This is a genomic window from Streptomonospora sediminis (genome assembly GCF_054778995.1).
Genome location: NZ_BAAGYZ010000042.1, coordinates 18,510 through 40,219, shown reverse-complemented (window position 1 = coordinate 40,219; position 21,710 = coordinate 18,510). Strand labels below are relative to the sequence as shown.

Here is a 21,710-nt window from a genome sequence, read left to right as displayed (position 1 = left end):
GCGGTGTTGCCGGGTGCGGAGCTGGCCAACCTGTACGGCCCCACCGAAGCCGCCGTGGATGTCACGGCCTTCGACCTGGACACGACCGCCGACGGTGCCGCCCCCGCCTCCGCCACTGGGATCCCCATCGGTCGGCCGGTGTGGAACACGGGTGTGTATGTGCTCGACGGCCGCCTTGCCCCGGTGCCTGCCGGGGTGGCGGGTGAGTTGTACCTGTCCGGGGTGCAGTTGGCGCGGGGGTATGCGAACCGGTCGGGGTTGACCGCGGAGCGGTTCGTGGCCGATCCGTTCGGTCCGGCGGGTTCGCGGATGTATCGCACCGGTGATGTGGTGCGGTGGAATCGCGCGGGCGAGTTGGAGTACATCGGGCGTTCGGATTTCCAGGTGAAGGTGCGCGGGATGCGCATCGAACTCGGCGAGATCGAGCACGCGCTGAGCGAGTGCGCCGGTGTCGCCGCCGCGGTCGTCATCGCCCGCGAAGACGTGCCCGGTTCCGCAAAACCGGTCGGCTACGTCACCCCGGCGTCCGGCGCTGCGGCACCGGACCCGGCCCGACTCCTGCGCCGTGTCGCCGCGCGGCTGCCCGAGCACATGGTCCCGGCCGCCGTCACGGTGCTGGACGCGTTCCCGCTGACCGCCAACGGCAAGTTGGACCGCGCGGCCCTGCCCGCGCCCGACCCCGGCGAGCGCGCCGGGGCCGGCCGCGCCGCGCAGGGCCCGCAGGAGGAGACCGTCTGCGCGCTGTTCGCCGAACTGCTGGGGTTGGAGCAGGTCGGCGCCGACGACGGGTTCTTCGCACTGGGCGGCGACAGCATCCTCGCCATCCAGCTCGTCGCCCGCGCCCGCGCCCGCGGGCTGGAGCTGTCCCCGGCCGACGTGTTCACCGGGCAGACCCCCGAGCACCTGGCCGCTGCCGCCACCCCCATCGAGGCGGGCGCGGCCCGCGGCGGCGGCACCGGCGACGGCGACGCGTCCGGCGAGGTACCGCTGACTCCCGTCATGCACTGGCTGCGCGAACGCGGCGGTCCGCTGCGCCGGTTCAGCCAGGCCATGGTGCTGCACACCCCCGCCGGCGCACACCCCCGCACGATGGCCGCCGTGCTGCAGGCGGTGCTGGACACCCACGCCATGCTGCGCGCCCGGCTCGACACCGGCACAGGGTGGCGGCTGCACACCGCCGAACCCGGGACGGTCCAAGCCGGTGACGTGCTGACCACAAAGGACGCGGCCGGACTGGACGGTCCGGGCCTGGCGCGGGCGGTCGCCGATGCGGCGGATACCGCCCGGGACGGCCTCGATCCGCAAGCCGGGGCGATGCTGCGGGCGGTGTGGCTGGACCGCGGCCCCGGCAGCGCCGGGCGGCTGGTGCTGGTGATCCACCACCTCGCCGTCGACGGTGTCTCCTGGCACATCCTGCGTACCGGCCTGGCCGCCGCCTGGCGCGACGCCTCCGGCGGCCGCGCGCCCGCGGTCCCGGCGCCGCACACGTCCTTCGCCCGCTGGTCGCGGCTGCTTGCGGCCGAGTCCCGCGACCGGCGCCGCACCGCCGAACTGGCCGCCTGGCAGCGGATCACCGCCGCACCGGAGCCCGAACCCCGCCCGGGCCCGGCCGCTCCCGAAGCGGCGGACCCGCCCTTCGGCGTCATCGACCCCGAACGCGATACGGCCGCAACGCTGCGCCGGGTGAGCGTGGAGCTGCCGGCCGCCGAAACCGCCGACCTGCTCACCCGCGTGCCCGAGGTCTTCCACGCCGGGATCGAGGACGTGCTGCTCAGCGCGCTGGCGCTGGCCGCCGCCGATTGGCGCCGCAGGCGGCGCCGGCCCGGCACCGCCGCACCGGCGGCGGGCGGCGACGGGGTGCTGCGGGTGGCCCTGGAACGCCACGGCCGCGAGCAGCACCTGTTCCCCGGCGCCGACGTGTCGGGCACCGTTGGCTGGTTCACCGCCGTCCACCCGGCGCGGCTCGACGTCGCCGGTGCCGACCCGGCCGACGCCCGAGCGGGCGGAGCGGCCGCAGGCGACGCGCTCAAACGGGTCAAGGAGCAATTGCGCGCCCAGCCCGGCGACGGCGGCATCGGCTACGGCCTGCTGCGACACCTCAACCCCGAAACGGCCGCCGAGCTGGCCCGCGACCCGGAACCGCCGCTGCTGTTCAACTACCTGGGCCGCGTCGCGGTCGCCGCCGACGGGGCGCCCTGGACCGTAGCGCCGGAAACCGGCGGGGTGGCGCCCGGCATCGACCCCGGCATGCCCGTGCGCCACCCGCTGGAGGTCAACACCGTCACCCGCGACGGGCCGCAGGGGGCGGTACTGGCGGCCACCTGGGCCTGGCCGGCGCGCCTACTGGCCGAAAGCGACGTGCGCGACCTCGCCGAAGCGTGGTTCGCCCAGCTCAGCGGCCTGGTCGCGCATGCCGGCTCGCCGGGGGCGGGCGGCCATACGCCCTCCGATGTGTCCCTGCTGGACCTCGGCCAGGACGAGATCGACGAATTCGAAGCAGAGTGGAGGCTCACGTGAGCAACGCATCCGGCCTGGAGGACATCCTGCCGCTGACGCCGCTCCAGGAAGGGCTGCTGTTCCAGAGCCAGCTCGACGCCGAAGGCACCGACGTCTACAACGTCCAGCTCGCCCTGGAACTGAACGGCGCACTCGAACCGGCGCGGTTGCGCGGGGCCGCTGACGCGCTGCTGCGGCGCCACCCCAATGTCCGGGCGGCGTTCCGGCGCCGCAAGAACGGGAGCCCGGCCGCGCTCATCGGCAAGGAGGTGCCCGCCGACTGGTCCGAAACCGACCTCACCGGGCTCGGTGCCGCCGGGCAGGCCGCCGAACTGGAACGGATCCGCGACACCCAGCGCCGCACCCGCTTCGACCCCGCCCGCCCGCCACTGCTCCGCTTCGTGCTGGTGCGCACGGCCGCCGACCGGCACGTGCTCGTGCTCACCCACCACCACATCCTGCTGGACGGCTGGTCGCTGCCGCTGCTGGTGCGCGACCTGTTCGGGCTCTACGCCGGCGACGCGGCCGCGCTGCCCCGGCCCGCACCGTTCCGCGACCACCTCGCCTGGCTTGCGGCCCGCGACACCGGCGCCGACCTTGCCGCCTGGCGCGAGTCCCTGGCCGGGGTGGACGGGCCCACCCGCATCGCCGGCGCGTTCGACCCCGGCGCGGCCGAACAACCGGACCGGCCCGCCGATGCGGGCGGGGCGCCGGAGCCGCGCGCGGTCACCCGCGACCTGCCCGCCGGCACAACCGCCGAGCTGCGCGACATGGCACGCGCCCAGGGCGTCACGCTCAACACCGTGCTGCAGGCGGCGTGGGGGCTGGTGCTGGGCAACCTGCTCGACACCCGCGACACCGTCTTCGGTACGGCGGTATCCGGCCGCCCGCACGATCTGCCCGGCGCCCAGGAAATGGTCGGGCTGTTCATCAACACCGTGCCGGTCCGGGTGCGCGTGGACCCGGGCGAGACCACCGGCGCGCTACTGGCCCGCCTGCGCGGCGAGCAGGCGGCCCTGCTCGGCCACAGCCACGCGGGCCTGGCCGACATCCAGCGCGCGGTGGGTGTGCCGGAGCTGTTCGACACGCTGCTGGTGGTGGAGAACTACCCGGTCGCCGGCACCGACCCTGCGGCCGCCGTGCCCGGTCTGCAGGCCCGGGTGCTGGGCTCCACCGACGCCACCCACTACCCGCTGTCGCTGGCGGTCGTGCCTCCGGCGCCCGCGCAGGCGCGCCCGCAGCTGCGGCTGGCGCTGGGCCACCGCCCCGAAACCGTCAGCGCGGCCCAAGCGGAGCTGGTCGCCCGGCACCTGGCCACCGTGCTGCAGGCCATGCCGGCCAACCTGGATAGGCCCGTCGCGCGGCTGCCCATCCTGCCGGCCGGATCCGTGCCCGGACGGGACACCGCCGCCACCGCCGCCGCACCGGGCGGCGGCACCGAGGCCGCGGCGGCGGATCAAGCCCGTGACGAGGCCGTCTTCGGCGACCTGCTGCGGCGGCGGGTGGCCGCGGCGCCCGAGACGGTCCTGGTCGAAGACGAGGACACCGTGCTCACCGCCGCCCAAGCCGACGCGCAGGCCAACCGGCTCGCGCGGGTGCTGCTGGCCCGCGGTGCCGGACCCGAGCGGGTGGTGGCGCTGGCGCTGCCCCGTTCCGCGGAGCTGGTGGTCTGGCTGCTGGCGGTGCTGAAGTCGGGATCGGCCTACCTCGCGCTCGATCCCGACTACCCCGACGACCGGCTCGCGCACATGCTCGCCGACGCCCGCCCCGTCTGCGCGGTCACCGACGCCGACCTGAGCGGGCGGATCGCGGAGCTGTCCGCGGTTTCCCAGGTCATCGCGAAGGAGGCGGCCGCCGCAGGCGGCACCGACAGCACCGACGGCACCGACAGCACGGCCGACATCACCGATGCCGACCGCCCCGCACCGCTGACCCCCGCCAACGCCGCCTATCTGATCTACACCTCCGGCTCCACCGGCCGGCCCAAGGGGGTCGTCGTCAGCCACGCCGGGGTGGCCAAGCTCGTGTCCACCGCCGACCACCGGCTCGGCACCGGCCCCCGCAGCCGCATCGCCCAGCTCGGCTCGCCCAGCTTCGACGTCGCGTTCTGGGAGCTGGTCATGGGCGTGCTCGGCGGAGGCCGGCTCGTCGTGGTGCCGCCCGAGCGCCGGGTGCCCGGCCCGCCGCTGACCGACTACCTGCACGAGCGCGGCGTCACCCACGCCGGCCTGCCGCCCGCGCTGCTGTCGGCACTGCCCGCCGACGCCGAACTGCCGCCCGGCATGACCGTGCTCGCCGGGACCGAGGCGGTATCCGGCGCGCTGGTGCGCCGCTTCGCCGCCGGGCGCGCCATGTTCAACTGCTACGGCCCCACCGAGGCCACGGTGAACGCGACCCTGGGCGACTGCACGGGCGCCATGGGCGCCATGGGCGGTGCGGACTCCGCGGCCGGCGAGCGGGTGCCCATCGGCCGCCCCGACCCGGGCGTGCGCGCCTACGTGCTCGACTCCATGCTGCGGCCCGTTGCGCCCGGGGTGGCAGGCGAGCTCTACCTCGGCGGCACCGGGCTGGCCCGCGGCTACCACGGGCGGCACGGGCTGACCGCCGCCCGGTTCACCGCCGACCCGTTCGGGAGCCCGGGCGCCCGCATGTACCGCACCGGCGACCGCGTGCTGGTCAACGCCCGCGGCGAACTGGAGTTCCTCGGCCGCACCGACGACCAGGTGAAGATCCGCGGCATGCGCATCGAACCGGGCGAGATCGAGGCGGCGCTGTCCGCCCACCCCGGCGTCGCCAACTGCGCCGCCGTCGTGCACCGCGACTCCGCCGGCGAAGCGGTGCTGGCCGCCTACGCCGCCCCGGCCGACGGGCACGTGCTCGCCCCGGTGGAACTGCGCAGCCACCTCGCCGCCCGGCTGCCGCGGGCGATGCTGCCCGCCGCGATGGTGCCGCTCGCCGAGCTGCCCACCCTGCCCAACGGCAAGGTCGACCGCGCAGCGCTGCCCGACCCCGACCTCTCCGCGGCGGGCGGGGGGCGGCCGCCGCGCAACCAGGTCGAAGAACTGCTGTGCGGACTCTACTGCGAGGTGCTCCAAGTGCCCGCGGTCGGCATCGACGACGACTTCTTCGCCCTCGGCGGCCATTCACTGCTGGCAACCCGGCTGGCCACCCGGATCCGCGCGGTGCTGGGCCGCGGCGTCGCGCTGCGCACCGTCTTCGACGCGCCCACCGTCGCAGAACTCGCCGAAGAACTGCGGCCGGCGGGCGGCGCGCCGCCCCTGCGCCCCGCGCAGCGGCCGGACCGGCTCCCGCTGTCCCACGCCCAACAGCGCATGTGGTTCCTGTACCGGCTCGACGGCCCGCGCCCCACCTACAACATCCCGTTCTGCGCGCGGCTGCGCGGCCCGCTGGACCGGGCCGCGCTCGCCGCCGCGCTGGGCGATGTCACCGCCCGCCACGAGACCCTGCGCACCGTCTTCCCCGACGACGACGGGGTGCCCTACCAGCGCATCCTGCCCCCTGAGCAGGCCCGCCCCGACCTGCCGCTGACCGAAACCGACGAGGAGCGGCTGCCCGGGCTGCTCAGCGAGGCCGCCGCTTACCGCTTCGTGCTGGACGGCGAGCCGCCGCTGCGCGCCCGGCTGTATTGCACCGGCCCCGACGAGCACGTGCTGCTGGTCCTGCTGCACCACATCGCCGGGGACGGCTGGTCGGCCCACCCGCTGCTGCGCGACATCGGCACCGCCTACACCGCGCGCTGCAGCGGGCAGCCGCCCGCCTGGTCGCCGCTGCCCGTGCAGTACGCCGACTACGGGCTGCACCAGCGCGCCGTGCTCGGTGCCGAGGACGACTCGGACAGCACCGCAGCGGCCCAGGCCGCGTACTGGCGCAAGACTCTGCGCGGCCTGCCCGAGGAGCTGGCGCTGCCCACCGACCGGCCGCGCCCGGCCGCCGCCGGCGGGCGCGGCGCAGCCGTGCACGCGGAGCTGCCCGCCGAGCTGAGCGCGCAACTGCGCACCCTGGCCCGCGGCCACGACACCAGCGTATTCATGGTGCTGCAGGCCGCCCTGGCGGCGCTGCTGACCCGGCTGGGCGCGGGCACCGACATCCCCCTCGGCTCCCCGGTGGCCGGGCGCGGCGACGCCGCGCTCGACGACCTCGTCGGGTTCTTCGTCAACACCCTGGTCCTGCGCACCGACACCTCCGGCGACCCGGCCTTCACCGAGTTGCTGGCGCGGGTGCGCGAGGCCGACCTGGCCGCCTACGACAACGCCGACATCCCCTTCGAACACCTGGTGGAGGTGGTCAACCCCGCCCGGTCGATGAGCCGCCACCCCCTGTTCCAGGTGATGCTGGCCTACCAGGCCGGTACCGGGCCGCGGCTGTCGATGGCCGGGTTGCAGGCGAGCCGCGAACCGGTGGCCGCACCAACCGGCAAGTTCGACCTGGCCTTCGAGTTCCGCGACCCCGCAGAACCGGCCGCGGGCGGCAGCGGCGCCGATGGCGGTGGGGGCATGTCCTGCGTCATCGACTACAGCACCGACCTGTTCGACGCCGAGACCGTGCGCAACATCGCGGTGCGCCTGGAGCGGCTGCTGGCCGCCGCCGCGGCAGAACCCGGCAAACCCATCGGCCGGTTGGACCTGCTCGCCCCCGAGGAGTCCGCGCAGCTCGCCCGGCACGCCCAGGGGCCGCGCAGCACCGAGGCGCCCGCCACCCTGCCCGCCCTGTTCGAAGCCGCGGCCGCGGCAGGGCCCGACCACCCGGCGCTGGTGTGCGCGGGCGAGTCCTACACCTTCGACCGGCTCAACCGGCGCGCCAACCAACTCGCCCGCGAGCTGATCGCGCTGGGCGCCGGCCCGGAAACCGTCGTCGCGCTGCTGCTGCCGCGTTCGGCCGAGACCCTGGTGGCACTGCTGGCCGTGCTCAAGTCCGGCGCCGCCTACCTGCCGATCGACCCCGGCTACCCCGACGAACGCATCGCCCACATGCTCGCCGACGCCGCACCGCTGATCACCGCCACCACGGCCGAACTGGAGCCGCGCGCAGCCGCGCTGGGCGCCAACAGGAGCCTGGTGCTGGGGCCGCAAACCGCGGCCGCGCGCCCCGGCACCGACCCGGCCGACACCGACCGCACCGCCCCGCTGCGCCCCGACCACCCCGCCTACGTCATCTACACCTCGGGCTCCACCGGGCGGCCCAAAGGTGTGGTGGTGGCCCACCGCAGCATCGCCAACCTCTTCCGCAGCCACCGCGAAACCCTGCACCGGCCCACCCGCAGCCGGGCCGGCCGCGAACGGCTGCGGGTGGGCCACGCCTGGTCGTTCTCCTTCGACGCCGCCTGGCAGCCGCAGCTGTGGCTGCTGGACGGCCATGCGGTGCACATCGTCACCGAGGACGCCATGCACGACCCCGCGCTGCTGGTCGAACGGCTCCGCGCCGAGCGGATCGACTTCATCGAGGTGACACCCTCGCACCTGCAGCAACTGCTGCGGGCCGGCCTGGCCGAGCCGGGCACCCACACGCCGCTCACCTTGGGCGTGGGCGGCGAGGCGGTGCCGGCGTCGCTGTGGAACCGGCTGCGCGACCTGGACGATGCGGGCACCGTCACCTTCAACCTGTACGGGCCCACCGAAGCCACCGTCGACGCGCTGGCGGCGCGGGCGGGCGGGCACGCGCGCCCGGTCATCGGCCGCCCCACCGCCAACACCGGCGCCTACGTACTCGACGAGCGGCTGCAACCGGTGCCGCCGGGCGTGGTCGGCGAACTGTATCTGGGCGGCGCCGGCACGGCCCGCGGCTATCTGAACCGCCACGCGCTGACGGCCGACCGGTTCACCGCCGACCCGTTCGGTGCACCCGGCGCGCGCATGTACCGCACCGGCGACCTGGTGCGGCGCATGCCCGACGGGTCGGTGGACTACGTTGGCCGGGCCGACGACCAGGTCAAGGTGCGCGGGTTCCGCGTCGAGCCGGGCGAGATCGCCGCGGCGCTGAGCGGCCATCCCGGCGTCGAGCAGGCCGCGGTCGACACCTGGGAGGCGGCGCCGGGCGACCGGCGGCTGGTCGCCTACGTCGTCGCCGCCCGGGACCGGCGCCACGGGCCGGGGGAGCCGGGCGGGGCCGCCGCGGACACGGCCGGCCTGCGCGCGCACCTGGCCGGCCAACTGCCCGACTACATGGTGCCCGCCGCATTCGTCGCCCTGGACGCGCTGCCGCTGACCGCCCACGGCAAACTCGACCGCACCGCCCTGCCCGCCCCCGACCCGGCGGCGCTGGCGCCCACCCCCGGCCGCCCGCCGCGCGACGCCGCCGAGGCGGCGCTGTGCGATGTGTTCGCCGAGGTGCTCGGCGCCCCCGAGGTCGGCGCCGACGACGGCTTCTTCGACCTGGGCGGGCACTCGATGCTGCTGGTGCGGCTGCGCTCGCGGATCGAGGACCGCACCGGCGCTGCGCTCGCGATCGCCGACCTGTTCACCCACTCGACGCCGGCTGCCCTCGCCGCGCACCTGGCGGCCCAAGGCACCCCGCCCGGCGGCCCGGACCCGCACCACCGCACACCCGACCCCATCGGCTAAGAGCCGCCGCCCCTTCCCGCCAAGGACTGGAGTGTCCGCAGTGCCCGTTGTGCCAACAGCGCCCATGAACCGCTTCCGCGCCCGCATCCCCCGCCGGGGCATCGGGCTGCTCGCCGCTGCGGTGCTCGCCCTGAGCGCCTGCTCCAGCGGGGCCCAAGAGGCCGGCACCGGCGCACCCACCCGCGAGTTCACCAGCGACCACGCCGACCGGCCGGTGCAGATTCCCGAGGACCCCGAACGCGTCGTCGCCATCGGCTGGGCCGTCACCGCGCTGATCTCGGTCGAGGAAGCCGGCCTCGTCGGCGTCTCCAGCGGTACCCAGGACACCGGCATGACCCCCGAGGAGCTGGAGAAAGCCCAAGCACTGCCGCAGGTGGGCCGCGACCTGGAGATCAACGCCGAAAAGGTCGCCGCGCTGGAGCCCGACCTGATCGTCTCCGGCCTGCCGGCACCCATGGAGTTCGACTACTCCGAACTGGAGCAGATAGCCCCCGTCGCCGTCGCCGCAATGAACGAACCGTCGCAATGGAAGGACATGAACGGGCGCATCGCCGACGCCGCCGGAGTCGCCGCGGCCCACGCCCGGCTCATCGAGGACTACGACGCGCGCGCCGCCGAGCTGAAGGAGGAGTACGCCGGCGTGCTGGAGGACACCCTGTTCGTGTCCGTCGACGCCTACGGCGACGGCAACCGGACACTGGAGCACCGGGACTCCCACGGCACAACCGTGCCCGCCGACGCCGGGCTGCGGTTCACGGAGGAGGCCGACGACGGCGCCTTCAGCGAGTCGCTGCCGCTGGAGCGGCTGGACCGGCTCAACCGCTAGGACGCGGTCCTCGCCCGGGCAGAGGCCGACGGCACCCCCACCGACGCGGTCCAGGAGATCATGGGCCAGGGCCCGTGGCAGGAGCTGGAGCCGGTCGCCGCCGACCGCGTCTACCCGGTGCCCCAACTCGGCGCAATGAGCTACACGACCGGCTTGGAGCTCTTCGACCAGTTGGAGGAACGAGTGCTGCAGGACCTGTGACACCGGGCGCAGCAGGGCTGCGACGCGGCGCGCGCTCCGCATACCCGCCCGCCCCCTGCACCCCTGCGGCCCGCTCGGCCGCGCCCCAGCAACACCGCCCCCGCCGCCCGCGGGGAGACACCGGAGGTGACCCGCACGTGCCCGTGCCCGAACCCGCCCACACCGAGCAGGTGCCCGGCGCGGCGCCGCGCTCCTCGCCCCGCGAGATCGCCGCCTGCGACCGCGTCCTGGCCGCGGGCCCGCCCCCCGAACCCCGGCTGGCGCCGCCGTTCACCGCGCGCACCGCCCGGCCGCACGGCCCCGACCTGGACCTCGTCCACGAGTGGATGAACCTGCCGCACGTCGCCCGGTTCTACGACCAGGCCTGGAGCCGCGAGCGCTGGGCCGCGGAGCTGGCCGCCCAGCGCGCCGGCACGTTCTCCCGGCCCTTCATCGTCGGCTGCGACGGCACCGACCTGGCTTACGTCGAGCTTTACCGGGCCGCCCGCGACATCATCGCTCCCCACTACGACGCCGAACCCCACGACATCGGGTTCCACATCGCCATCGGGGTGCCCTCAGCGACCGGCCGCGGCACGGGTGCGCGGATCCTCGACGCCTTCGCCGACGCCGTCTTCGCCGCCGACCCCCTCTGCCGCCGCATCCTCATGGAGCCCGACGCCGCGAACGCCGCAGCCTGCCGCGCCGCCCGCAAGGCCGGGTTGGAGTTGCTCGCCGAGGCGGACCTGCCGCACAAGCGGGCCGCACTGTTCGCCCGGCGGCGCGGGTGAGGCGGGCCGCACCGCCCTGCCGACGACGGGCATGCCGGGGGTGGGAATGAGGCCGGTGCCGTCCGGACTGGTCATCGACCTGAGCCCGCTGCGCAGCGGGCGGGGATTCGGGATCGTCTTCGCGGTCCGGCTGATCTCGCTGTTCGGCGGCGGGTTCCGGCTGATCGCCCTACCGATGCAGGTCTACGGCATGACAGGCTCCTCGGCGCTGGTCGCCGGGGTCAGCGTCGTCAACGGGGTGGCGAGCTTCGGCGGCACCCTGCTGGGCGGGCTGCTGGCCGACCGCCTGGACCGGCGCCGGCTCATGCTGGCCGCTCTGGCAGCGGAAACCCTGGTCGTGGGGGTGTTCGCGCTGAACACCTACCTGCCGGACACGCCGCTGCTGTCGGTGATCTTCGTGTGCGCGGCGGTCAACGGCGTGATCGGCACGATGGGCCTGATCGCCCAGCAGTCCATGGTGCCCGCCCTGGTCGGCCCGCACCGGTTGGCGGCCGCCGGCGCGCTGTTCGCGCTGACCGCCCAGCTCGGCGCCGCCGCCGCGCCCGCGCTGGGCGGCGCGCTGATCTCGCTGGGCGGTGTCGGCGCCGGGTACGCGGCCACGTGCGCGATCGCCGCGGTCGCCACGGCCGCGGTGTGGTTCGTGCCGCAGACCCCCGCCGACACCGCGGTCCGGCACGCGCCGGCGCTGCGCGCGGTCGCCGACGGGCTGGCGTTTGCGGCCCGCCACCCCGTGGTGCGCCCGCTGCTGCTGCTGGGGTTCTCCCAGGCGCTGTTCACCGTGCCCACCGTGCTGATCCCCGAGTTCACCGACCGGGTCCTGCACGGCGACGCGGCGCTGGCCGGGCTGCTCTACACCGCTCCGGCGGCCGGGGCGCTGCTGGCCTCGCTCACCAGCGGCTGGACCGGCCGGGTCCGCCGCGCCGGCGCGATCGTGCCCGCAGCGGTGGCCGTGTGCGGCGCCTCGGTCGCACTGCTGGGGGCCGGGCGCACTGCTGCGGTCGCACTGGCCGCGCTGGTGCTGCTGGGGTGCTGCCAGGCGGTCGAGGAGATCCTGCGGTACGCGCTGATCCAGGCGCACACCCCCGATGCGCTGCGCGGCCGGGTCAACAGTGCGTGGCTGGCCCAGGCAACGGCGGGCGGGTCGCTGGGCGCGACACTGATGGGCGCGCTGGCCGCGGTCCTGGGCACCGCCGCCGCGTTGACAGCGGCCGGCGCGGTCGGGGCGGCCCTGGCCGGCGCCATTGCACTGGTCTCGCCGGGGCTGCTTGCCACCAGGGGTGCGGCGCCGCCCGCCCTTCCCGGCGACCAACCCGATTGATAGGTTAGCCTCGCCTAATTTTCCAATGATTCGTGTTCCGAGATGAGAGGAGTGGCCGGATGAGCAGCAACCCGTTCGACGACACCGAGGGCGGCTTCCTGGTGCTGGTCAACGACGAGGACCAGCACTCCCTGTGGCCGGAGTTCGCCGCGGTCCCCGACGGCTGGCGGCAGGTGCTGGGCCCGGTCGACCGCGCGGCCGCACTCGAGTACGTCGAGGCCAACTGGACCGACCTGCGCCCCCGCAGCCTGCGCGTGGCGATGGGCGAGGAGTGAGGCCGGGCCGGCCGGCCGGCGCCCGCGGCGCAAAGCCCGGATCCGGCGCCGGGTCCGGGGCCGGGCTGGACCGTACGATCGCCACCCCGGAACCCGGCACAACGGGCGCCCGCGCGGCCACGCGGGACCGCCGCCGCCCGTTGCGCCGCTTCGTGCCGCAGTCGGCCGCTGCCGCTACCGCCGAGACGGCGGGCAGCGCCCGGTACCACCGCCGCCGCGGGGAACCCCGCACCGGTTCTGCCGCACCGGTACGGCCGACCGGCGGGGAGACCGGGCGGTGAAACTGCGCGACACCCTCATCGATCTCACCCCGCTGCGCCTGAGCCGCGAGTTCCGGGTGGTCTTCACAGCACGGCTGATCTCGGTCTTCGGGCTCGGGTTCGCGATGGTCGCGCTGCCCATGCAGGTCTACTCCGCCACCCACTCCTCCGTCCTGGTCGCCGTCGTCAGCGCCGTCAACGGCGCCTCGGTGTTCGGCGGCACGCTGGTCGGGGGAGTCCTGGCCGACCGGTTCCCCCGGCGCACCCTGATCGTCACCGGCCGGGGCGCCGCCACGATCGCTTTCACCGGGCTCGCGCTGAACGCGCTGTGGGCGGCGCAGGGTTCCGGTACGGCGAGCTTCGCGGTGATCTGCGCGTGCGCGGTGCTGAACGGGTTCGCGGGCACATTCAGCACCGTCGCGCTGCAGGCCGCGGTGCCCGGGCTGGTGCCGCGCGACCGGCTGCCCGCCGCCGGGGCGCTGCTCGCGCTGACCGGACAGCTCGGCTCCATCGCCGCTCCCGCGCTGAGCGGCGCCGTCATCGCGCTGTGGGGATTCACCGCCGTCTTCGGTATCACCGCCGCGGTCTGCGCGCTCACCACCGGCCTGGTCCTGCTGCTACCGCCGCTGGCACCGGACACCGGCTCCGCCGGCGGCTCCGGAACCGGCATGGCCGCCGCTGCGGCCGACGGCGCCCGCTTCGCCGCGCGGCACCGCACCGTGGGGCCGCTGCTGCTGCTCGGGTTCGTGCAACTGCTGTTCGCCACGCCCTACGTGCTGATACCCGAGTTCACCGACACCGGGCTGCACGCCGGCGAGACCGCCGCCGGGCTGCTCTACTCGGCCTCCGCCCTCGGCGCCGTGCTCGCCTCCCTCACCAGCGGGTGGACCCGCACCGTGCGGCGCAGCGGCGGCGTCCTGCTGGCGGCCGTCGCCTGCTGCGGCATCGCATCGGCCGCCTTCGGCGCCTCCACCCAGTTGGCGCTGGCGGCGGCGGCCCTGGTGGCGCTCGGGTTCGCCGAGATCATCGAGGAGATCGTGCGTTTCGCGCTGCTGCAGTCGCACACCCCCGACGCGCTGCGCGGGCGCGTCAACAGCGTCTGGAGCGCGCAGAACACGGTCGGCGGGGCGCTGGGCGCGCTCGTGCTGGGGGCGATGGCGCCGCTGATCGGCGCCGGCGCGGCCGTGGTCGCCGGCGGCGCGATCACCGTCGCCCTGGTGGCCGTCCTCGGCGCCGCGGCACCCGGCCTGCGCCGGGCCGCCAACGGAGGCGCGGCGCAGCCGGGACCGGCACCGGAAACGACGGAGCCCGGACCGGGACTGTCGAGTTAGCTAAGCCTAAGCTAAAGTGATGGCGGAAGTGCCGGCGGCGGCACCCGCGCCCCCGGGCACCGGCCGCCCCTACCGCGACGACGCCCGTTTGCATCTGGAGTGATGTCCGCATGACCACCGCCGTCCGCGACCCGCGCGTGGAGTTCTACCCCTTGCGCTCCCGGACCCTGGAAGTACGCACGGTCGAGCGCATCACGCCGGGCATGGTCCGCGCCGTGCTCACCGGCTCGGACCTGGAAGGCTTCCGCAGCGACAACTTCACCGACCACGTCAAGCTCTTCTTCCCCGACGAACAGACCGGTGAACTGCACCTGCCCCGGTTCGACGCCGACGGCCGGTGGGACGTCCGCGCCCCGGAGCTGACCTTCCGCGACTACACGGTCCGCCGCTACGACGCCGCTGCAGCCGAGCTGACCATCGACCTCGTCGACCACGACCACGGCCCGGGCGGCCGCTGGGCCGCGCGGGCGCGCCCCGGCGACCGGCTCGGCGTCCTCGGCCCGCGCGGCACCCACCACATGGACTACGACTTCGACTACTTCGTCGTCGGCGCCGACGAGACCGCGCTGCCCGCCGCCGCCCGCTGGCTGGAGCAGGAGCTGCCGCGCGACGCGCGCGTGCTGGCGTTCGTGGAGGTGGCCGACTCCGGCGAGGAGCAGCAGCTGGACCTGCCCGCGGGAGCCACCGTCACCTGGCTGCACCGCAACGGCGCCGCCCCCGGCACCACCACCCTGCTGGAGGACGCCATCCGCGGCGCCGAACTGCCCGAGGGCCGCGGCTTCGCCTGGTGCGCGGGCGAAGCCGGTACCCTCAAGCCCATCCGGCGCCACCTCAAGGAGCGGGGGTTCGAGCGGGGCAAGAGCCTCGAAGTCGACGGCTACTGGCGGCGCGGCACCACCAACCACGACCACCACGGCGACGACGAGTAGCGCCGCCTGCGGCCCATGCCGCCGCCCGCCCCGCCCCGGTGCACGTTTCCGGCGGGGCGCGCACTACCCTCATTGGCGGTCGCGGAATCCGCCGCGGCGCGCGGGTGTTCGCCCATTGGCGGCAACGCCCCGCACCGCCGCGGCGCAACCGCCACGAGCGTGCACGGGACCCGTACCGCGGGCCCGTAGTCATATCGCAGTGAGGGAAATCGAGGTAGGAGATCGTGCGTCGCACCCTGTTCCACGGCAAGATCCACCGCGCGACGGTCACCCAGGCGGACCTGCACTACGTGGGATCCATCACCATCGACGCCGACCTGCTGGACGCGGCCGACATCGTCGAAGGCGAGCAGGTCCACGTGGTCGACATCGACAACGGCAACCGCCTCGTCACCTACACCATCGCGGGCGAACGCGGCAGCGGAGTCATCGGCATGAACGGGGCCGCCGCCCACCTGGTGGGTCCGGGCGACCTCGTCATCATCATGTCCTACGTCGAGTTGGCGGAGTCCGAACGCGCCGGCCACGTCCCCCACGTGGTCCACGTCGACGCCGCCAACCGGATGGTCGCGCTGGGCACCGACCCCGCCGAGCCGGTCCCGGACTCCGACCTGGTCTCCGGAACGGCCCTCGCGGGAGCCGACCCCGCCAAAACCTGACCCGCCCCGCCCTGCCGCCCGGCGGCCCGAGCATGAACAATCGCCCGCCCCGGCAGCGGCAGGGCCGCTGCCGGGGCGGCGCCACATCAGTCGTCCGGGTGCGCCTCCGCCGGCGGGATGGCCGCTGAAAGTATGCGCAGGTCGTCGAAGGCCCGCAACAGATGCGGGTCCAAGCCCTGCTCGGGATCTTCCAGCCAGGCTTTTGCCGCTTGGTGGAAGGTGGCCCAGCCGGTATCTGCGGCCAGGCCGGCCACCCGGTCGGCCACGCCGCGTTGCCGCAGGGACTCCGCCAGGGTTTCGGTGATCGACGCCGCCTTGGCCATCTCGCGTTCCCGCAGCGCCGGTGTTTCGGCGATGATCGCCAACCGCGGCTCGGAGAACGGGCGGTTGTCCTCCAGAATCCAGCAGGATTTCCGGAAGGCGTAGAGCAGCATTTCGAGCGGCTGCAGATCATCGGGCGCTTCGGCCACCGCCCGCTGCAGCGCTTCGCGCAGCGTGGCCTCGCCGTCGAACAGGACCTCGCGCTTGTCCGGGAAATGCCGGAAGTACGTGCGCTCGTTGACGCCCGCTCGGGCGGCGATCTCGGCCGTGGTGGTCTGGTCGAACCCGCGTTCCCGGTACAGCTCCAGGGCCGCCTGCTGAAGGCGTTGGCGCGCTGCTTCTCCGCTCCGTGGCACTCCCCAAGGCTACCGCCCGGCGGCGGCAGACGATTCATTATGTCAGTCACTGGCGCTACGGTTGGCTCTGCGTTAGTGTCAGCGACTGGCGCTACTTAGTGTCAGTCACTGGCTTTAAGGGGAGAGTATCTGATGCACGTCTTCGTTACCGGCGGTTCCGGCCAGACCGGCCCCGCCATCGTTGCCGAGCTGATCGCGGCCGGCCACACCGTCACCGGCCTGGCGCGCTCGGATGCCGCCGCCGCCCGGCTGGAATCGCTGGGTGCGGCGACGCGCCGCGGGTCCCTGGACGACCTCGACAGCCTGCGGAGCGGCGCCGCAGCGGCCGACGGCGTCATACACATGGCCTTCGGCGGCGACTTCTCCGACACCGACGACATGATGCGGCGCGACCGCGCGGCGATTGAGGCGCTCGGCCAAGCATTGGCGGGCTCGGGCAAGCCGTTCGTCAGCACCTCCGGCACCCTGGTCATGCCCGCCGACCGGGAAAGCACTGAAAAGGACGCGCCCGACCCGCACGGGATCGCCGGATTCCGGATCGCCGGAGAGCAGGCCTGCCTCGGCAGCGCCGACCAGGGCGTACGCGCGAGCGTGGTCCGGCTGGCGCCCACCGTCCACGGCCCGGGGGACTACGGCTTCATCCCGATGCTCATCGCCACCGCCCGCAAGACCGGGGTGTCGGCCTATGTCGGCGACGGTGGCAACCGGTGGCCCGCCGTACACCGGCTCGACGCGGCGGTGCTGTTCCGCCTGGCCGTGGAAAAGGCTCCTGCAGGCAGCGTGCTGCACGGAACGGCCGAAAGCGCCGTCACCCTGAAGAGCATCGCGGAGACGATCGCCCGGGGCATGGGGCTGCCCGCGGTTTCGCTGAGCCCGGACGAGGCGGCCACGCACTTCGCGAGCCCGTTCATGGCCGCCGCCTACGGCTTCGACGCGCCCGTGTCCAGTTCTTACACGCAGGAGCTGCTCGGCTGGTCGCCCACCCACCCGACCCTGCTCGACGACATGGAGCACGGCGACTACTTCGCCGCCCCGGACTCCTGAACGACGCTGTACGCCGCCGACCGCCCGCACTGCGCCGGCAGCACCACCGGCCCCGGCACAGGAACCGGCACCAACCCCGGCACCGCCCACGCCACTGCAAGCGGCAACATGAACGGGCGCCCGCCCCGGCGGCGCGGCAGGGGCGTCGCCGGGGCGGGCGGGGCCTCGTGCCCCAGGGGCGAGGGCACGAGGCGCCCTCCGAGCCGTCCTCGCGGGCTGCGCGGCCGACCGCGGGGGCACGGCGGTCGTTCGCGCGCGGCGAGGTCAGGGGGCGGCTCGGAAGGCGTGCCCCACCTCCGTTGGGGTGGGGCCGCTGCGGTAGAGGGCGGTGGTCGCGCCGCCCTCGTCGGTGCCCAGGCCGAACCAGGCGTAGCGTTGGACAAAGGGCAGCTCTGACAGCATCTCCGCTGACGCGGTGACGAACGCCGCCTGCTCCGCGGGCGCGGGGTAGCGCGGCGTCCCAGCGGAAAAGTCGATCAGCGCGTACTCGGTCAGCCACACCGGCTTGCCGTACTTCTCGTGCACCTTGCCGAGGTAACCGCGCAGCTGCTCGACGGCGGGGCCGGTACGGAAGTCGGCGCCGTACCAGTGCACCGTGATGAAGTCGACGCGGTAGCCGCGCTGGTCGGCGCCTGCCATGAACCGGTCCAACCAGCCGCCCTCGGCGTCCGCGCCGTAGGCCACGGACGGGCTGCCGAGCCTGCTGCCCGTCTCCTCCAACCGCGGCCACAGCTTCAGGGCCTGCTCCACGGACATGTCGGCCTGGGCCGCCATGTCGGGCTCGTTGAACCCGAGCAGGTGGTCGCCTGCCGCCTCGGCTTCGGCCAGGGCCTGGTCGGTGACCGAGTCGGCGCCCCAGATCATGGGCACGAACTCGGCCCCGGACGCTGCGCTGACGCCGAGGCGGTCGGTGGACCACGTGTAATACCAGCCGGCGCCCGATAGCTGCAGCGCCTCGCCGGCGCCGCCGAACTCCCACACCGCCACGCCCTTGCCGCCGGTGGCGGTGGTCTCGGCGGGCTCGGTGGTTTCGGCTGTAGCGGGCGCCGAGAGCGACGGCGGGGGCGCCGACCGGGACGGCGCGGGTGTTGCGCTCGGCGAGGGCGCGGGGGAGCCGGGTGCCGCGCTGGACTCCTGGGCCGCCGGCCTCGGGGCGGGAGCGGCCGACTGCGCGGGGGTGCCGTCCGCGACCGCAACCGCGACCAGGACTCCCGTGGCGACCGCTCCCGCGCCCGCGGCGGCCAGGACGCTCCGCCGGGCGGCGGACGGGTACACCCGGCGGTGTCCTGGAGCGCGGATACCGCGCTGCGGGGACGGGCCGGCGCGGGCGTCCGCCGTCGGCTCCGCCGTCTGTCCCGCGTCCCCTGCCTGGCCCGTGCCTCCCGCGTCTCCCGGGCCCCCGCCGCCGGCAGGCCCGTCGTCCGCCGCGCCGGGGAATCCGGAGCGCAGGGCCTCGGCAACGGCCTGGTAGAGCGCCGGCGGCGGGGCGAGCAGCGGCAGGCCGCGCAGCAGCCCTTCGACCGGTGCGCGCCGGTCGGGGCCGCCGTCGCAGCGGGAGCAGCCGCGGACGTGGCGGGCCAGCCGCTTGCGCCACAGCGGGCTGGGGCGGCCGTCCCAACCGCCGGTGATGCCGCCGAGTTCGGGGCAGGCGGGCTCGGCCGCCAGGGCGCGCACGACGCCGCGGCTGACGTCGAGCTGGTCTTTGAGCCGGCGGACGCGCATGGCGGCGTGCCGTTCCGACAGCCCCAGCGCGCCGGCGAGCTCGGCGCGTTCGAGCCGGCCGGTCTCCTCCAGCCACCACAGGGACAGCAGCTCGCGGTCGTCCTCGTCGAGCCAGCGGGTCGCCTCGGCGACCTCGCGGCGCTGGTCCGCGAGGTTCAACCGCAGGATCGTCAGCGACACGAAGTCGGAGGCGTCCGGCAGGTGCTCGGCCTGCGGCAGCGGCCTGAGGTTGTCGCGGGTCCGCTGCCGGGCGCGGATCCAGTCCCGTATCCGCCGCACGGTAATGGCCACCATCCAGGATCGGTACGACTCCGGCTGCTCCAACCGCCCGAGGCCGCGCATGACGCGCAGCAGGGTCTCCTGCACCACGTCGTCCACGTCGCTGTGGCCGTCCAAGGCCCGGCCGACGATGTTGTAGACGAGCGGCAGCGACTCCGACAGCAGCCTTTCGACGGCCTGCGGGTCGCCGTCGCGGGCGGCGGCCACCAGCGCGGGGTCCGGCCCTGCTCCGGGATCGTGGCTCATTGCTGGGCTTCCCTTCGGGTGTCTGCAGCGGCGACGGAGGCCGGCAGCGGTCTGTCGGCCCGTCCCACCCAAGGAGACGCGGGCGGACGCCGCCGACAACGAAAACCTGCCGAAGATTTTCCGGCGCAGGGCCGAGTGGCGCACCCTGCCTGGTCACCGGCGTTGCCGGGGCATCAGGTGCGCCATCCAGGGATCTTCGTGATCGGGAAGACGGCCGAAAATTTTCGGAATCGGTGCTGCTTTTGCGGGTGAAGAGTCACAACATCCGCTGTCCGATCTCGGGTGCGAACGCCCATTAAACGGCTATGAGCAGGAATAACGCGCAACAAGCGGCAATCTTCGGGGTGCCGATTATTTCGCAAACGTTCCGGAAATTATTGACAACGGAAGCGGGAGCGGCCAACACTGTGACTATCGACACATCTCACGCATAGTCAGTGCGGATAACCCAAAGCGACCCGGCTTTCCGGTTGCAGGCCGCAGGAACCACAGGAAACGGGGCCGGGTCCGCCCCCGGCGCGGCGCCGGCCTGCCGGCGGCCTTCCCTGGCCGCCGGCAGGCCGGCCGGGCCGCATCCCCCGCCCGGTCGTGCGAACGGCCGTTATGAGCAGGAAAGGCATGAAACATGGATAACGGCAACACCCCCGCGCACTCGATCGACCGCAGGAAGTTCATCGGCCGTGCCGCGGGCACCGTGGCGCTGGCCACCACATCCGGGCTGCTGCTGCCCGGCACCGCCCACGCCGACACCACCATCAGCTCCAACCAGACCGGCACCCACGAGGGCTACTACTACTCGTTCTGGACCGACGCCCCCGGGACGGTGTCCATGACGCTGAGCGCCGGCGGCAGCTACAGCACCTCGTGGGGCAACACCGGGAACTTCGTCTGCGGCAAAGGCTGGAGCCGCGGCGGACGCAGGACCGTCAACTACTCGGGCAGCTTCTACCCGTCCGGCAACGGATACCTGTGCCTGTACGGGTGGACGTCCAACCCGCTCGTCGAGTACTACATCGTCGACAATTGGGGCAGCTACCGCCCCGAGGGCGAGTACAGGGGCACGGTCTCCAGCGACGGCGGTACTTACGACGTCTACCAGACGATGCGCTATAACGCCCCTTCCGTTGAAGGCACCGCAACATTTCCCCAGTACTGGAGCGTCCGCCAGTCGAAGAAAACGGGTGGGAACATCACGACCGGAACCCACTTCGACCAGTGGGGCCGTTATGGCATGAATCTGGGCAGTTTCGATTACTACATGATCATGGCGACCGAGGGCTATCAGAGCAGCGGAAACTCCAACATCACGGTGCGCTGACCGTTATCCCATCCCCCCGGCGTCCGTCCGCCGAGCGGTTCGCCGCACTTGACGCGCGGAACGCGGATCCCCTGTGGCGCGGCGCTTCCAGCCGCCGCGCCACAGCGGCGCCGGCATCGGGGCCGGCCTTATCCGGAATTTTCCAAGTGGAGCCGCCGCCATTCGGCGGAGGAAAACCCGGCTCAGAAGTCGAAACCCCACCGCACCCGCAGGACGGGCCGCCGGGACAACGGCAGGTGCGTTCCGCGAAAACAGCAGGCCGCCATTTGTCCAGGATCCGAGCGTGACCACATCCGGCCGATCGCCGGGTTGGCGGCCGGGTATGAGCCCAGTGAAATGGACGACGGCGAAGACGACGACCGGCGCGAGACCGCGGCGCACATCGAGTGGCAGAAACAGGGCATGTGGCTGGTCCTGTGGGGTGCCTACACCCGCCGCTACTGGGCGTTCGCGCGCTGGCCGGTCCCTCAGGGCGGAGCGGTCGCCTCTGCGGTCGACCCCGACGCCCTCTATGCCGAGATGCGGCGCATCGAGCGCGAGTTCGGCTTCCTCCGCTGGCGCTACGGCGGCGGCTGACCGCCGCCCGCCCCCGGCGAGCCGTCCACCCGGGCCGTGCGCCGACTCGGCCGAATTTCGGGCCGCCGCTGCCCGTACTCCGGTAACGCCCCGTCACCTGCCGCGGGAAAACCTGACCGAAATCGATGCGCTTCGGCGTGTGCCGCACGGTGGGGCGCTCACCGGACGTTACCGTCCGTGGATCATTCGTGGCACACCGGAAGGG

At 74.1% G+C, this 21,710-nt stretch carries 15 protein-coding genes; 13 read left to right on the top strand and 2 right to left on the bottom strand.

The genetic code is table 11. The features are described 5' to 3' along the window. The 10 genes from ACYVD5_RS10840 to panD form a co-directional block, all read left to right on the top strand. On the top strand, window positions 1–2,517 hold a 2,517-nt coding region (locus tag ACYVD5_RS10840; protein WP_461000843.1), incomplete at its 5' end, for a condensation domain-containing protein. Beyond that, entirely contained in the window at window positions 2,514–9,074 is a 6,561-nt protein-coding gene (locus tag ACYVD5_RS10835) for an amino acid adenylation domain-containing protein (protein WP_461000842.1), read from the top strand. The genes ACYVD5_RS10840 and ACYVD5_RS10835, both read left to right, overlap by 4 nt. A gap of 64 nt (window positions 9,075–9,138) precedes the next feature. Beyond that, on the top strand, window positions 9,139–9,900 hold the full coding sequence (locus tag ACYVD5_RS10830) for an ABC transporter substrate-binding protein (RefSeq protein WP_461000841.1): 762 nt from the start codon (window positions 9,139–9,141) through the stop codon (window positions 9,898–9,900). Window positions 9,901–9,960: 60 nt separating this feature from the next. Next, on the top strand, window positions 9,961–10,101 hold the full coding sequence (locus ACYVD5_RS10825) for a hypothetical protein (protein ID WP_461000840.1): 141 nt from the start codon (window positions 9,961–9,963) through the stop codon (window positions 10,099–10,101). Between the two features lie 137 nt (window positions 10,102–10,238). Beyond that, on the top strand, window positions 10,239–10,871 hold the full coding sequence (locus tag ACYVD5_RS10820; RefSeq protein ID WP_461000839.1) for a GNAT family N-acetyltransferase: 633 nt from the start codon (window positions 10,239–10,241) through the stop codon (window positions 10,869–10,871). Window positions 10,872–10,926: 55 nt separating this feature from the next. Then, window positions 10,927–12,189: an enterobactin transporter EntS gene (gene entS, locus ACYVD5_RS10815; protein ID WP_461000838.1), complete on the top strand. Its 1,263-nt coding sequence runs from the start codon at window positions 10,927–10,929 to the stop codon at window positions 12,187–12,189. Between the two features lie 59 nt (window positions 12,190–12,248). After that, complete coding sequence (locus tag ACYVD5_RS10810; RefSeq protein ID WP_461000837.1) at window positions 12,249–12,464, top strand: MbtH family protein; 216 nt, start codon at window positions 12,249–12,251, stop codon at window positions 12,462–12,464. A gap of 277 nt (window positions 12,465–12,741) precedes the next feature. Further along, a complete protein-coding gene (gene entS / locus ACYVD5_RS10805) occupies window positions 12,742–14,055 on the top strand; it encodes an enterobactin transporter EntS (RefSeq protein WP_461000836.1) in 1,314 nt (437 codons plus the stop codon). A 110-nt stretch (window positions 14,056–14,165) separates the two neighbouring features. Next, entirely contained in the window at window positions 14,166–14,984 is an 819-nt protein-coding gene (locus ACYVD5_RS10800) for a siderophore-interacting protein (RefSeq protein WP_461000835.1), read from the top strand. A gap of 224 nt (window positions 14,985–15,208) precedes the next feature. Further along, a complete protein-coding gene (panD, locus tag ACYVD5_RS10795) occupies window positions 15,209–15,643 on the top strand; it encodes an aspartate 1-decarboxylase (protein ID WP_461000834.1) in 435 nt (144 codons plus the stop codon). An 86-nt stretch (window positions 15,644–15,729) separates the two neighbouring features. On the opposite strand, the gene ACYVD5_RS10790 is transcribed toward panD, so the two are convergent. Further along, window positions 15,730–16,320 carry a TetR/AcrR family transcriptional regulator gene (locus ACYVD5_RS10790; protein ID WP_461000833.1) on the bottom strand — a complete coding sequence of 197 codons (591 nt, stop codon included), beginning with the start codon at window positions 16,318–16,320 and terminating at the stop codon, window positions 15,730–15,732. A 132-nt stretch (window positions 16,321–16,452) separates the two neighbouring features. Between ACYVD5_RS10790 and ACYVD5_RS10785 the strand changes: the two genes are divergently transcribed. Further along, window positions 16,453–17,364 (top strand): SDR family oxidoreductase, encoded by a 912-nt coding sequence (locus ACYVD5_RS10785; protein WP_461000832.1) that lies wholly within the window; start codon window positions 16,453–16,455, stop codon window positions 17,362–17,364. A gap of 264 nt (window positions 17,365–17,628) precedes the next feature. On the opposite strand, the gene ACYVD5_RS10780 is transcribed toward ACYVD5_RS10785, so the two are convergent. Beyond that, window positions 17,629–19,611 (bottom strand): sigma-70 family RNA polymerase sigma factor, encoded by a 1,983-nt coding sequence (locus ACYVD5_RS10780; protein WP_461000831.1) that lies wholly within the window; start codon window positions 19,609–19,611, stop codon window positions 17,629–17,631. Window positions 19,612–20,236: 625 nt separating this feature from the next. Between ACYVD5_RS10780 and ACYVD5_RS10775 the strand changes: the two genes are divergently transcribed. Beyond that, window positions 20,237–20,929 (top strand): glycoside hydrolase family 11 protein, encoded by a 693-nt coding sequence (locus ACYVD5_RS10775; protein ID WP_461000830.1) that lies wholly within the window; start codon window positions 20,237–20,239, stop codon window positions 20,927–20,929. 336 nt (window positions 20,930–21,265) lie between these two features. After that, complete coding sequence (locus ACYVD5_RS10770; RefSeq protein WP_461000829.1) at window positions 21,266–21,505, top strand: hypothetical protein; 240 nt, start codon at window positions 21,266–21,268, stop codon at window positions 21,503–21,505. Window positions 21,506–21,710: the final 205 nt, after the last annotated feature.

Coding starts and splice junctions, on each gene's coding strand:
- ACYVD5_RS10810 (WP_461000837.1), top strand. CDS start 12,249: ATGAGCAGCAACCCGTTCGACGACACCGAGGGCGGCTTCCTGGTGCTG.
- ACYVD5_RS10825 (WP_461000840.1), top strand. CDS start 9,961: ATGGGCCAGGGCCCGTGGCAGGAGCTGGAGCCGGTCGCCGCCGACCGC.
- ACYVD5_RS10785 (WP_461000832.1), top strand. CDS start 16,453: ATGCACGTCTTCGTTACCGGCGGTTCCGGCCAGACCGGCCCCGCCATC.
- ACYVD5_RS10780 (WP_461000831.1), bottom strand. CDS start 19,611: ATGAGCCACGATCCCGGAGCAGGGCCGGACCCCGCGCTGGTGGCCGCC.
- ACYVD5_RS10770 (WP_461000829.1), top strand. CDS start 21,266: ATGGACGACGGCGAAGACGACGACCGGCGCGAGACCGCGGCGCACATC.
- ACYVD5_RS10775 (WP_461000830.1), top strand. CDS start 20,237: ATGGATAACGGCAACACCCCCGCGCACTCGATCGACCGCAGGAAGTTC.
- ACYVD5_RS10800 (WP_461000835.1), top strand. CDS start 14,166: ATGACCACCGCCGTCCGCGACCCGCGCGTGGAGTTCTACCCCTTGCGC.
- ACYVD5_RS10830 (WP_461000841.1), top strand. CDS start 9,139: ATGAACCGCTTCCGCGCCCGCATCCCCCGCCGGGGCATCGGGCTGCTC.